The organism is Mesoplasma chauliocola (assembly GCF_002290085.1).
GTDB classification, from domain to species: Bacteria; Bacillota_I; Bacilli_A; order Mycoplasmatales; family Mycoplasmataceae; genus Mesoplasma; species Mesoplasma chauliocola.
The window spans coordinates 747,943-762,166 of sequence record NZ_CP023173.1; the positions used below are offsets into that span (position 1 = coordinate 747,943).

A 14,224-nucleotide genomic window follows, 5' to 3' on the forward strand; every position below is an offset into this window, starting at 1 on the left:
TTTGGTATTAATAGCCATAATTAATAATATCATATACATTGCTTAATTCAATAATTAAACTTAAACTTCAACATCATCATTTCTTTTAATAATATCTCTATCAGTTTCATTCGGTGCAAAAACCCCATCTTTTTGACGTTTTTTATATCACTCAAACTGACCCTCATAAGGGTGTAGTTCCCTTACTTTATTGCTTAGTTCTAAGTAAATATCATCATCCATTTTATTTCAATTATATTTAAATATTTTTCTATTTGACTTAAATTCGTCAATTTCATTTTGCATTCCTAAAACAGTCATTCCATCAATAACATGTTTTCCGTTAAAACTTCCAAATCTTATTTCTCTATTTCTATGTTTTGCTCCAAATAAACCGATTAATACAAAGAATAGAGCAAAGATCAAGAGAATTCCAGCTTGTTGTATTATATATAGAGTATCTGCCGAATTAAATCCATTTTCTCCAACTCCATAAACAATTGATCCTAATCCATGAAGTATATATGTAAACTCTGCAACAAAACTTAACTTATGGAAAAATTCAAATTGCATAAATGAAGGGAATGTACCTCAACCAGATGAAATATTAACAACCAAGTAAATTATTATTAATAGTTTTGAAACTGTTTCATCTTTAATCAAGAACCAGAATCCTTGAATTGTTAATACAAAGATTAAATCAACAAATAATAATCATAATCATACAGAAAACATTGCTGCTGAACCAATCGCTATTCAACCCGTACAAGATAATGCAATGGTTAAAGCTGTAACTTGTACTATTCCTGTAACAATCATTAACATTGTTTTAGAAACATATCATTTTCCCGTTTTTAGTTTTTTAGTTCTGCGTGCTCTGTCATAAATAAATGTTTGCATAAATGTTCCAACAAACAAACCAATAACGATAAAGAATTCACCAATACCTATACCATATATTCCATTTTGTAATCCAGCTATTTCAATGTTTACAATTTCATATTTATCAAATAGCTTACTTTTAATTAATTTAAATATATTTGATGACAAATCATTTAAAAACATTGTTTGATTTGTAAAACCATTTGCTTTTGCGAATTCATCCATATTTGAATGAAATTCAGCTAATTCTACAGCGTTTCTGTTTAGTTTATTGATTGATGAAGCAAAAACTTCATATGGCTTAATTATACTTAAATTAAATCCCAGTTTTTCTTTCATAATTGCATTTATTTTTGGTAAATATGTTTGAAAATTAAATGGTTTGAAGTTATTTATTCCGGCTACCATAACTTTTATCGCTGCTTCTGTTTTTGTATCCAATTTTAAAAGACTCAAATGGTCAATATTGATTCACATTTTTTGAGTATCAGTTAAAGGATTAATACCGTGCATTATGTCAAATAAATATTTATTTAAAATATGTGAATTATCATTCAAAATTTGTAAAACACCAGGTATTTTAGAAGTACTTAAGTCAAATTTTAAAATTTTTGCTAATTCAATAATTTTAGGACTACTTATTAAATTTGAAATTAAATTTGTAAATATTCCATTTGTATTTTTTGATGCATCTTTTGAAAAACTAACTTCTTCGGTGATATCTCCAAAAACTGTATTTTCAGAACTAATAGCTTTAATTGCTGAATCTTCTAAATTTTTAATATTTTTAGCATCACTAATAACATATTGTTTTCCTTTTTGAATCTCAATTGAAGATTCAACCTGTGAATCAAACCCTAATGATTTTTCAACAATCTGTTCTTCCTCAGGAATATATGTTATGTGTTGATAAAATTGTTTAGTTACCATCATAGTCATAAGTGAAGGTATATTTTCACCTAAGAAATTTTCAATTGCTGAAACTATCAATGCTGATTTCATTTCAATCATGCTATTTAAGTAATACCCAAAAATAAAGTTTCTTTCAAAGGTTGTTCAAATATCAAGATTTGCTTTGTTTGCTTGAGGAGCAGACCCATTATTAAATATTGAACCAAATTGTTGAATTAAGTATTCACCAAATCCTTTTTCTATTTTAGCTTGAACAAAATATTTTTTTCCTTTTCATTGTTTAGAAATCTCATTTTGAGATGACACATATCTAATATTTGTAAAAGCAATATCTTGTTTTAATTCTGGAGATGAAAATACATAATCTTCATCTTTTATATTAGAATCAGTTTTTGGATTTAAAACTGATTTAATTATTTCTCAAGTATTAAATTGAAAAATGTGTGAAGTAATATCACTATCTGAATTAATAGCAATTTTACCTGTGTTTGTATATAAAAATTTGTTTGCTCTATCATAAGACATTTCAATTGCGTTTTCTTTGCTTATTGATGAATCAATAGATTTAAAATTTTGATCAGTTAAAACACCTATTTTAAAGTCAAAATTTTCAATGTCATTATTTCTATATACTCAGACTGTGTTGTCTTCGTTTAAAATAGCAACAGGCGCCTTTCCTAAATTTGCTGTTGGGTTTCAAAATGCAAGTAAACATGTGACCCCATACAAAATAGGTATTAATCCAATACCTATGAATTTAGAAATCCTTTTAATCGAAGACATAACTCGAGATGTAAATTCATCTCTGAATCCTTTGATAATACTTATCATATGTCTCCTTTTTAATAAATGAACTGCAATTAGTTCATATATATAAGATATCACTTTAAATAAAAAAAATAACTCAAAAGTAACTAAGAATTATTTTATTTTAATATTATTGAATTTAAATATTCCAAATAGATAAACTAAAAATGCTATAAAAATCATTAAAATTGGTTTTCATAAAACTGCAAAAGCAGATTGACCCATTGTTTGTGGCATTATAACCATTAAGTAAATTGATCCACCAAAAGTCATTGCGCAAGTTATCAAGCTTAACACCATTAATGTTCAAAATATTTTATTGCTATATATTCTTTTGTAATTAGGATCTTTTAATCTTAATTTTATAATTGCACAGTCAAGTAAAATTTTTAATGTACTTGTAGCTAATGCAAATGAAGATATAATTTCAGATATTGAACTAAATAAAATGTAAAATACTGCAACTAATCCTAATAATATAATTGCCATATAAGGTTGATTAGTTTTCTTATGGACTTTACCAAAAATTGAATGAACATCTCCAGTTTCAGATAGTTTATGAATTAATCTTGACTGGAAAAATAATAATGAATTAACTGAACCTATAAATAAGAATATTGCGAATATATTAAATGTTAATACAGCCCATCTATGTTCAGCAAAAATTGTTGAAGTTGTTCCCTCTGGGTCAATCCCATTTGTTGCTAAAGATAACAATGCAATTCCATAACAAACATAAATTACTAATACAATTAAAACAGCACTAATAATTACCAATGGAACTGTTTTCTTCGGATTTTCAATTTCTTCAGTTATATAAGTTGGAAACTCATGACCTGAATATGCAAAACCAGTATATGTAATAGCAGGTATAAGCATTGCAGAAGAAATATATGCTTTCCCCAATTCTTTATTCATTTCTGTATTAGATAACAATCCATCTTTTGAACCATACATTATAGCTAATGTAAACACCAATATTATTGGTAAAGTTTTAACAAATAAGAAAAATATTTGAGTATATTTATTACTATTTTTAATCATAATTTGAATTCCAGCTAATACTACCAAAATAAAAATTGCTAAAACTTTTTGCAATGTCTCAACTCCAACATTTTTTGGGTCAAGTTCTAAAATTTGTGTAATCATTGAACTCATTGCTGAACAACAGCTTGCCAATGAAGTTGCTGAGACAAATAGAATTAACACTCATCCAAATCAGAATGCTAATATTCTTCAATTACACTTTCTAATTCAACTATAACCACTTCCACTTTCTCCATAGCCTATTGACGGTTCAATAACTATAAATGCATCAGGCAAAACAATTAATGCACCAAATACTCAAGCTAAAATCATTAATAGCGGGTTGCTTTCTGCTAAAAAGAAAACCATATTAAACGAAATAATAATACTTGACCCAACAATAGCTGCTAGTGTAGATGCTAAAACTGTTCAAAAACCATATTTTCTATTAAGTTTCATTTTTTTCTCTCTTTCTTGAAAATTCTAAAGTTTTATGAATGTAATCTTTATTATAGTCAACGACTGTGTTTACATGTTCTGAACCATCTGGAGTTCATATTTCACTTACTTTTTGTTTTTCATATTTAATTTTTTTCAAAAATACTGACTCGCTCATTTCATAAGGTATAAAAGTATCACCTTTAGCATGAATGAAAAAAATAGGAATTTTTTTTGCTTTGTTCATATTTTTTTCTAAGTTATATTTTCTTTGTGGTGTTTTTGTTTCCTTACTAAATTTATGAGTAAACAAAAAACCTATTTTTCACCATGGCACATGGAATAAGTTGTTTTCAATATAGTATCTGTATTGCAATTTAATACTATTAAATCCACAATCAGCAACTATTCAATTTATTTTTTCCTTATTACTACCTTTTTGAGCATATAAAACACTTGTTGAAGCGCCCATGCTATTCCCTATAAGTCCAATTGATTCAGCAGCATTTTCATTTTTTAAATAAAGTATTATTTCATCTAACATTTCAATTGATGAATAACCTATATCGGTTTTTTTGCCATAACTCAAACCATGAGCAAAAGCATCAAAAGTTAAAATATTATAACCCTGCTTTCAATAATGATGAACTAATCTTAATGCTAAATATTTATTTTCAGTTCATCCATGCAAACCTATAACTCATTTATTAGAGTTATTTGTTTTTGCAACTAAACAACTAATATTTCCTTTTTTTGAATTTAAATCAACTTTTTCAATTTCATTTTTAGTAAAAGTATTATTTAAATATTTTAGTTTTTTATTTTCTAAATCTTCATAATATAACTCTATTGAATTAAATTCAATATTTGACTTTGTCAAGCCCTTTCGATAGTAGTTATAGCAAAACTCTTTATATTCTAAATAATGATTCCTTGACATACTACAAACTTTTTTAAAATTTATTAAACTTAAAAAAATAGTTTTAAACGAATATTTATATTTGTTTATTTTTTTCAAAATTTACCTCAATTTTCAAACTTATAATAAAAAAATTATACATTACAAAAATAAAAAAATTCCAAAAAATTTTACTTTTTTGAAATTTTTTATTTATTTAAATTCAATCATCATTTTTATATGTTCAATTCCATCGTCATCATAAACGTCTGACGCTTCTATAAATCCAAAACTCTTATAAAAATTTAAAAGTCTGTATTGAGCACTTATTTTTATGTTCATTTGAGGATAATTTGCCTTTATTCATTTAGTTGCATTAAATAAAAGATCTTTACCATAACTTAAACCTCTGAACTTAATAGGTGTTAAGACTCTTCCAAAAGTAATAGTCTGATCATCCAATTTAAAGATTCTTAAGTATGCAACAATTTCATCTTCTTGATTTTTTATCATCATGTGAGTAGCAATCAAGTCATTTTCATCAATATCACAAGCTAATCATTCTTGTTCAACAACAAAAACTTCGCTTCTATTTTTAAATATTTCTCATATTTCTTTATTATTTAATTCGTCGTATTTTTTAAATTCTATTTTCAAAGTTTATTCTCCTTTTTGTTTTAATAATAGATTAACAAAAAAACAGCTAATGCTGTTTTAATTAGTTAATTTCAACTTTAATACCAGGACCCATTGTTGTAGAAACTGTAATGTTAATGATGTAATCACCTTTAACAGTCTGAGGTTTAACTCTTTTTATTTCATTTAGTATTGTAGTAAAGTTTTCTTTTAATTGTTCTGCAGTAAATGATGCTTTTCCAATAATTGTGTGGATGTTTCCTTCTTTATCTGCACGGTATTCAATTTTACCTTTTTTAATCTCATCAATTGCTTTTGCAACATCCATTGTAACTGTTCCAGTTTTAGGGTTTGGCATTAATCCTTTTGGTCCTAAAACTTTCCCAATCGCTCCTAATTTAGCCATCATTTCTGGTGTAGCAACAATAACGTCAAATTCAAATCAATTTTCTTTTTGAATTTTTGTAATTAATTCTTCTCCACCAACAAAGTCTGCACCTGCATCTTGAGCTTCTTTAACTTTAGTATTTGTTAAAACTAAAACTTTTTGAGTTTTACCTGTTCCAGCTGGTAACACTAATGCTCCACGGATTTGTTGATCTGCTTTTCTTGGATCAATATTTAAGTTAAATGATAATTCGACAGTTGAATCAAACTTAGTTGTTGAAGTTTCTTTAGCCAACTTAATAGCTTCGTCAATTGAGTAAACTCTTTGTTTGTCTACTAAACCCTTAACGCTTTTCATTCTTTTTGAAATTTTAGCCATTATTTAGTTTCCTCCATACCAGTAATTTTGATTCCCATGTTTTTTGCTGTACCTGCAATAATTTTCATTGCAGCTTCAACATCATTTGCATTTAAATCAACTAATTTGTATTCAGCAATTTCTCTAATTTTGTCAGCTGAAATAGTAGCAACTGTTTGAGTTTTTGCATTACTTGCACCTTTTTCAATTCCTGCTGCTTTTTTTAATAAAATAGCTGCTGGTGTTGTTTTTAGTATAAAGTCAAATGACTTGTCATCATATGCTGTAATAACTACAGGAACAACGTCTCCTGCACGATCTTTAGTAGCATCGTTAAATTGTTTTGTAAATTCAGGCATGTTAATACCTAATGAAGCTAATTCTGCTCCTGGTTTTGCTTGCATTGCCATAAATTCTAATTTGGCAATACGTGTAATTCTTTTAGCCACGGGCTTATCCTCCTAATTTCTGTTAGTCGGCTGCTTTTACTCGCTGTGGTCCATATGAAGCGAACTTCTCCCACAATAAAAATCAGTCATTTTTAATTATACCTTGTTTTTAATAAATTTTTAATATTATAAATTGAAAAAGAAAAAATAGTGCCCTCAAGCACTTCTCGAATAATTCTTTAGATATTTGTGAATAAATATATTTTATAAATAAATTTGACAAATAACTAGGCGTTTTGCCATACAATTCAGAGTCTAGACTTGGATTTATAAAGTATCATCTATTTTAGCAATTGTTTCCTTTCTTAATGTTTATCTTTGAAAAGGTCCACCCCCCGCTATCTCATCATTAATTATTTGATTTTTTAGAAAAGCATTTGCTTTATTGATAACTGATCTTAAAAATTATTATTAACTTCATTAGGTGATGTTAAGTTGCTAATAGTTTTAGAAGAAAGCATCATGTAATAAAGCTCATCTAAATAATCTTTAAATGTACTATAAAACTTTCTCTATCAAAATCATCTTCATAATATTCAAGAATATAACGCTCTTTGTAATCAAGTAAAAGCATTTTTTGAGGAATTTTTTCACTAGAAGTTTAAATATCAAGTTAAAATATAATGAAATTCAACTTTTGAAAAAATTCGGCATACTCTTCTTATGAATCATCTACTGACAGTTTAACGCAATTCTTATAATCATGAATATCAATACTTTTATTTGTAATTAAATAATAATTCAACAACAAAATCATTATACATCTGAAAAGTTAAGGAATTAATTTCTTCAATAAATTTTAAGTCTTTAATATTATTTTTGGTAGTTCTAATCATGAACCTACTCTATATTTATATTTATCCAAAAGATGCATAATTTTGTTTACTAGAGCATCAATGGCATTATCATTTAATACTAATTTTTCTTTAAAATCTAATTTTTTCTACCTATCTATTAATGTCTGTTCGAACTAAAATTTCTGTTACTCAAAGTGAAAGTCCCTTGCTACTAAAAATAGCAATTAAAAATGTTACAAAAATAACAGGTGGTATGAAAGATAATGCCATTAATATTCAGTACGAAATTTTTTTAACTTTTGAAATTGGTTCATAGACATTTAAAAGAATTTGACCCACATCCTTTTATTTTTTAGTAATAACCCACTGATGCAACTGCGTTAATGATTAGAGTTAATAATCTACTTATTGGTTTTAAATTATAATTTTGCATATTTTTTTATTATTTTTTATAACTTAATCATTGCAAAAAAAGCATTTTATAGAGATACCAAAATAGCAAGTATTAAATAAGATATTAGAAAAGATGCGAAATTGCCTCCTTTCTTGTTTTTATTTAATTAACAAATCTTAAAAGTATATTTTTTATATACAAAAAATAACTTAAGTAAAATGCCGAAGCTATTTTAAATTGCTTATTTGTTTTTTAGCAAAAAAACAAGGAATTTTCATTTTATATATAGTTTACTTTAATGAAAAAAGGAATCTTAACTTTCAAGTTTAAATAATTTCACCAATTTAAAAAAAATGCCCTTATTCAATATAAAGTGTGTTGCGCAGAATGACAAGCTATAAACACATCTAATTGAAGAAACTTCATTAGTTAAGGCTGAGCAATTTGAAATATTAATAAGTTATTTTATTTATAGATTATTTTGATATTTATAAATAAAAACTTCAGCACAAAAAAACAAATATATTATAAACAAAATATAACATGATAATATCAAATTAAACTTTTATAAAGTGTTGTGTGCTCTTCGTAATTTGAATTTAACAAAAATACAAAAAAGACTCAAATGAGTCTTTAATTATATCTTTTTAATAAATTAACTAATTAGTTAAAGTATTTGTTTGATAGGTTGAATGCGAATTGGTTTTCTACAGACAATGCAGGAATAGTTAATTCAACATTAGTCCCTTTAACTTTTTCTGAGTTTGCAACAACTGCAATAGTTATTGTTCCGTTTTGACCTGCAGTTGCAGCATTAATTGTAATTGTTACATCAGTATTTAAAACTAATTTATCTGCGTCATTAGTTAAATCTAATTTAGTGTTTAATGCATCAAGTACATCTTGTTGAGATGTTGTATTTGATATTTCCAATTCTTCTTCAGTGAAAGTTATATTTGAAATATCTTTTCTTGTATTTTGTGGATTTGAAACAGTGAATGTAACATCAATTGAGCCTTGATTGTAAACTTTACTTTCAGCATTAACAATTACTGTTGCACCTTCTGTAGTAATATTTGTAATTTCAATTTCATTTGTTTTTAAGTTTGAATTAACTGATTCAGTTTTTAGAACACCTAAAACTTGATCTTTAGAAGGAACTTTAGCCGCTTCTTGTAAATCAATATTTCCTAAAGATGTTATAGATAAATCTGTTGCTAAATCAACTTTATCAACTTGTGGATTTGAAACAGTGAATGTAACATCAATTGAGCCTTGATTGTAAACTTTACTTTCAGCATTAACAATTACTGTTGCACCTTCTGTAGTAATATTTGTAATTTCAATTTCACTTGTTTTTAAGTTTGAATTAACTGATTCAGTTTTTAGAACACCTAAAACTTGATCTTTAGAAGGAACTTTAGCCGCTTCTTGTAAATCAATATTTCCTAAAGATGTTATAGATAAATCTGTTGCTAAATCAACTTTATCAACTTGTGGATTTGAAACAGTGAATGTAACATCAATTGAGCCTTGATTGTAAACTTTACTTTCAGCATTAACAATTACTGTTGCACCTTCTGTAGTAATATTTGTAATTTCAATTTCATTTGTTTTTAAGTTTGAATTAACTGATTCAGTTTTTAGAACACCTAAAACTTGATCTTTAGAAGGAACTTTAGCCGCTTCTTGTAAATCAATATTTCCTAAAGATGTTATAGATAAATCTGTTGCTAAATCAACTTTATCAACTTGTGGATTTGAAACAGTGAATGTAACATCAATTGAGCCTTGATTGTAAACTTTACTTTCAGCATTAACAATTACTGTTGCACCTTCTGTAGTAATATTTGTAATTTCAATTTCACTTGTTTTTAAGTTTGAATTAACTGATTCAGTTTTTAGAACACCTAAAACTTGATCTTTAGAAGGAACTTTAGCCGCTTCTTGTAAATCAATATTTCCTAAAGATGTTATAGATAAATCTGTTGCTAAATCAACTTTATCAACTTGTGGATTTGAAACAGTGAATGTAACATCAATTGAGCCTTGATTGTAAACTTTACTTTCAGCATTAACAATTACTGTTGCACCTTCTGTAGTAATATTTGTAATTTCAATTTCATTTGTTTTTAAGTTTGAATTAACTGATTCAGTTTTTAGAACACCTAAAACTTGATCTTTAGAAGGAACTTTAGCCGCTTCTTGTAAATCAATATTTCCTAAAGATGTTATAGATAAATCTGTTGCTAAATCAACTTTATCAACTTGTGGATTTGAAACAGTGAATGTAACATCAATTGAGCCTTGATTGTAAACTTTACTTTCAGCATTAACAATTACTGTTGCACCTTCTGTAGTAATATTTGTAATTTCAATTTCACTTGTTTTTAAGTTTGAATTAACTGATTCAGTTTTTAGAACACCTAAAACTTGATCTTTAGAAGGAACTTTAGCCGCTTCTTGTAAATCAATATTTCCTAAAGATGTTATAGATAAATCTGTTGCTAAATCAACTTTATCAACTTGTGGATTTGAAACAGTGAATGTAACATCAATTGAGCCTTGATTGTAAACTTTACTTTCAGCATTAACAATTACTGTTGCACCTTCTGTAGTAATATTTGTAATTTCAATTTCATTTGTTTTTAAGTTTGAATTAACTGATTCAGTTTTTAGAACACCTAAAACTTGATCTTTAGAAGGAACTTTAGCCGCTTCTTGTAAATCAATATTTCCTAAAGATGTTATAGATAAATCTGTTGCTAAATCAACTTTATCAACTTGTGGATTTGAAACAGTGAATGTAACATCAATTGAGCCTTGATTGTAAACTTTACTTTCAGCATTAACAATTACTGTTGCACCTTCTGTAGTAATATTTGTAATTTCAATTTCACTTGTTTTTAAGTTTGAATTAACTGATTCAGTTTTTAGAACACCTAAAACTTGATCTTTAGAAGGAACTTTAGCCGCTTCTTGTAAATCAATATTTCCTAAAGATGTTATAGATAAATCTGTTGCTAAATCAATTAAAGGTACCGGTAAAACTTTTACAGTAAAAGTAACTTCAACACCTGCTGCGGATGTATCTTTATATTCTGAATCTTGTCCAGCTTTAATTATGGCTGACTTTGAATCATTTGATAAAGTTCCCTCAACATTTAAACCTGTTGTAACTAAACCTAAATTTTTTTCAACTAACGCATCTAAAATATTTTGCTCTGACAATGTTGCATCATGAGCTACTTCAATCTCTTCTAACGCTTTTGTTTTAATAACAGATGATAATTCTTCTCTATCATCAGCAACAGTTACTTTAATAGCAATATCAGTTTTACCATCTCAGCTATCTAGAATATATCCATCATCTGCAAGAACTGTAACTTCCAAAGTTTTATCTTCTGAATTTTTTAATACTGATTTTTCAATTGCTGTAATTGATTTAATTCCTGCAATTGTTTTTGCTTGAACTTTATGAATAGCTGCTTGTAAAGTTGCAAACTCTTGATCTTTAACTTCGTTTTCCAATGCAGCTACAACTTCATCTTTATTAATTGGAGTATCTTTTTTACCAATTGATAAAGTTATACTTGTTTTACCATCTTTAATATCATCAGCTAAAACATAACCAGTTTTTGCTTCAACAACAACATTAAATGTAACATTGCTATATCCACGAGTAACTGCTGTAGCATCTTTAATACTAAATTTTTCACTTGTTAAGCCTTTAATTGCTTCAACAGCTTTTTCATTTGTTTCATAATGTTTATCATCAGCACTTAAAGTTGATAATAATTGATCAACATCAGCTTTTGCTACTGCAATATCTGCTTTACCAATTGATAAAGTTATACTTGTTTTACCATCTTTAATATCATCAGCTAAAACATAACCAGTTTTTGCTTCAACAACAACATTAAACAACTGATCTTTGTATTCACGTATTTGATCTGTGCTTGTTTTTGGTGTTGCGCTAACAACTTTAAATTCATCAGTATCAACAGCTTTAATTGCTGCAATTGCTTTTTCATTTGTTTCATATTGAGCTTTGTTTAATTTTGCTAATTCAGCATCAACATTTGATTTAACAACTTTAACATCTTCAACTCCTGTTTGAGTGTTAAAAGTAATTCCTTCAACTTTACCTGTATAAACTATTGAATCAGTTTTTGGTTCAACAATAACATTATAATTAACTGTTGTAATAGCCTTAACTACTGTAATTGTTAACTTGATTTCATCAGTTTTTAATGTTGGATTTGCTTTTAATAAAGTGCTAATGTCTTAATTCAGTATTCGTCTTGAACTAATACTTACTTTTTGTTTTTCATAATCTATGTCAACGCCAAATTATAAATTTTAAACTTATTCAATTTAAAAAAAACATAAAAATATATACCACCCCTACTAATCATTTTAATATGTTGTTATTTTTCATAAAAATCAAAAAGGAATTTATGATTTAAAAAAAAAGTCACATTTTGGATATTCTCAAAGGTTTTATATACTTTTTTTCTTGCTGTCTATACAATAAAATGCAGCAACTACATACTTGCGATCAGTTAATCTATTGTGCTTCATGAATCTTTTACAGTTTCTTTATTTTCAAACAAAGAAATAATATCTTCTTTGTATTGTGCTTCTACAATTTGTTGTTTTTGTTGTTGTTTAACATCTTTACATAAATATTTTTGTTTATGAAATATTTTGAAAATAAACCTTGGTTTTCTGCAATAAGTTTATTTACTTTTTTATAAAAGCGGTTTTATTTAGTTTAAAAAGATTTCATATTACTTTTAAAGTAGAATTTGATATATTATTTATAATAATAATTTAAAATTCATTAAAATCATTATTGAGATTCAAATTTATATTTTCAAATAATAATATTTTTTTAATACTTACTAATTAACTTGTTATTTATTTCATTTTTATAATTTCTTTTTAACTCTTTGTAAACATTTTTTAAGTAGACCTCAATATTTTTACCAGATTTTTCAATAACATCAAGTTCACTTTGAATATAATTAAAATCATTAGTCAAATTAAATAAATGTCAATTTTTGTATTTATCATTTGATTTTTTAATAATGTTTATAATTTCTTCGCTAATAATTTTAGCAATTTTTGTTTCAGGAAAAGAAAGTTCTAAAACCAATTTATTATTCAATTTACTTTTTGAATTTAAATAAAATATTCCAGTCTCAAGATTTACAAAGTCGATCATATTATTGCTTAGTTCTTTTGGTATAACTTTTTTTGGAATAGTATATATAATTTGATTTTGTTTGTTAATTTTTCATGAAAATTCTTTTTCTGAAATCAGTCAGATCTGTTTAAATTTTTTATCTTCAAATTCAAATTTATTATTAAATATTACAAAATTATTAATTTTATTAATTCTAAGTACATCTCTACTAATTTCTGGTTTATATTTTTCAATAAATTTTATATCTATATTTTTGTTTTCATCAAAAGTTAAAGTATGTTTAAAATAATGACTAAATAATACATTAGCAAAATTTAATAAAAAGTTATTTGAATTTAATATGTTATTAAAGAAAAATATTTTACTAGTAAATTTAATGTTATTTTTATGCAAATCTCAATAAACTTCAACATCCAACATGTAATATTTTTTATCTAATTCTTGATTAGAGATTTTGTATTTTAAAGTTCTATTCCAATTTGCAGAAGAATAGCTATTTTCAATAACTGAATTTGGGATTGAAAAATATTCTTGATCTCCTATATAAAATTTCTTATCAGCAAAGCCTATTTCAATAAGAATGCTTTTAGTAAACAAATAAAACAAATTTCCACCCCATTTTTACTTTTTTATTTTAACAAAAAAAAGTTTGCCGAAGCAAACTTTAAACACTTTAAATTATTTTGATTGTAATCAGTTTGTAATTTCTAAAGCTAATGGTTGTCTTCCCATTAAACATCATATAGCCATTAAGATTCATCCAAAAATAATGAATCCAGTTAATAGCATATAGATTTGGAAGTAAATTAATCCACTTCCTCTAGTGTCAGCTTTAGGTGTTTTGAAAATTAATTGTCCTACTTGAGGAACTTTACATAATCATAAAATTAAAGGTAAAATTCCTATTGTTATAACTGCTAAAAATAAGTTAATAGCTGTTGATAAAGCTCTTTTCAAAATATCTAATAATCTTGCTTTCATATTATTCTATCCTTTCTTTCTCTATAGTCCAAGTAAAATTATACAACAATAGTGGTATAAATTACAAA

General features: G+C 26.1%; 11 protein-coding genes and 1 other annotated feature (1 of these 12 cut by a window edge). Of the genes, 2 read left to right on the forward strand and 9 right to left on the reverse strand.

What is annotated here, in order from left to right; genetic code table 4:
* Positions 1–23, reverse strand: a sequence feature (ribosomal protein L10 leader region); it reaches 142 nt to the left of the window's first position.
* 37 nt (positions 24–60) lie between these two features.
* The 6 genes from CK556_RS03385 to rplK all read right to left on the reverse strand — a co-directional run bounded on the left by CK556_RS03385 (position 61) and on the right by rplK (position 6,772).
* The gene (locus tag CK556_RS03385) at positions 61–2,604 is read right to left on the reverse strand and encodes a hypothetical protein (protein ID WP_027875488.1); all 2,544 of its coding nucleotides are present in this window, start codon (positions 2,602–2,604) and stop codon (positions 61–63) included.
* A gap of 90 nt (positions 2,605–2,694) precedes the next feature.
* Positions 2,695–4,065, reverse strand: a complete 1,371-nt coding sequence (locus CK556_RS03390; protein WP_027875489.1) for an amino acid permease — start codon at positions 4,063–4,065, stop codon at positions 2,695–2,697.
* Positions 4,055–4,984: an alpha/beta hydrolase gene (locus CK556_RS03395; protein WP_169728207.1), complete on the reverse strand. Its 930-nt coding sequence runs from the start codon at positions 4,982–4,984 to the stop codon at positions 4,055–4,057. Before CK556_RS03395 ends, CK556_RS03390 begins: the two co-directional genes overlap by 11 nt.
* A gap of 171 nt (positions 4,985–5,155) precedes the next feature.
* On the reverse strand, positions 5,156–5,599 hold the full coding sequence (locus tag CK556_RS03400; protein ID WP_027875491.1) for a GNAT family N-acetyltransferase: 444 nt from the start codon (positions 5,597–5,599) through the stop codon (positions 5,156–5,158).
* Between the two features lie 61 nt (positions 5,600–5,660).
* A complete protein-coding gene (rplA, locus tag CK556_RS03405; protein ID WP_027875492.1) occupies positions 5,661–6,344 on the reverse strand; it encodes a 50S ribosomal protein L1 in 684 nt (227 codons plus the stop codon).
* On the reverse strand, positions 6,344–6,772 hold the full coding sequence (gene rplK / locus CK556_RS03410; protein WP_027875493.1) for a 50S ribosomal protein L11: 429 nt from the start codon (positions 6,770–6,772) through the stop codon (positions 6,344–6,346). Before rplK ends, rplA begins: the two co-directional genes overlap by 1 nt.
* 957 nt (positions 6,773–7,729) lie before the next feature.
* Here rplK and CK556_RS03905 point away from each other — a divergent pair.
* Positions 7,730–7,885 carry a hypothetical protein gene (locus CK556_RS03905; RefSeq protein WP_156923126.1) on the forward strand — a complete coding sequence of 52 codons (156 nt, stop codon included), beginning with the start codon at positions 7,730–7,732 and terminating at the stop codon, positions 7,883–7,885.
* A 741-nt stretch (positions 7,886–8,626) separates the two neighbouring features.
* Here the strand turns inward: CK556_RS03905 and CK556_RS03415 are convergent.
* Positions 8,627–11,890 (reverse strand): hypothetical protein, encoded by a 3,264-nt coding sequence (locus tag CK556_RS03415; RefSeq protein WP_095761532.1) that lies wholly within the window; start codon positions 11,888–11,890, stop codon positions 8,627–8,629.
* Between the two features lie 28 nt (positions 11,891–11,918).
* On the opposite strand from CK556_RS03415, the gene CK556_RS03420 reads away from it, so the two are divergent.
* On the forward strand, positions 11,919–12,119 hold the full coding sequence (locus tag CK556_RS03420) for a hypothetical protein (protein WP_095761533.1): 201 nt from the start codon (positions 11,919–11,921) through the stop codon (positions 12,117–12,119).
* Between the two features lie 741 nt (positions 12,120–12,860).
* Here CK556_RS03420 and CK556_RS03425 read toward each other — a convergent pair.
* Together CK556_RS03425 and CK556_RS03430 are read right to left on the reverse strand one after the other, a co-directional pair.
* A complete protein-coding gene (locus tag CK556_RS03425) occupies positions 12,861–13,772 on the reverse strand; it encodes a hypothetical protein (protein ID WP_156923128.1) in 912 nt (303 codons plus the stop codon).
* A gap of 81 nt (positions 13,773–13,853) precedes the next feature.
* Entirely contained in the window at positions 13,854–14,156 is a 303-nt protein-coding gene (locus CK556_RS03430) for a hypothetical protein (protein ID WP_027875551.1), read from the reverse strand.
* Positions 14,157–14,224: the final 68 nt, after the last annotated feature.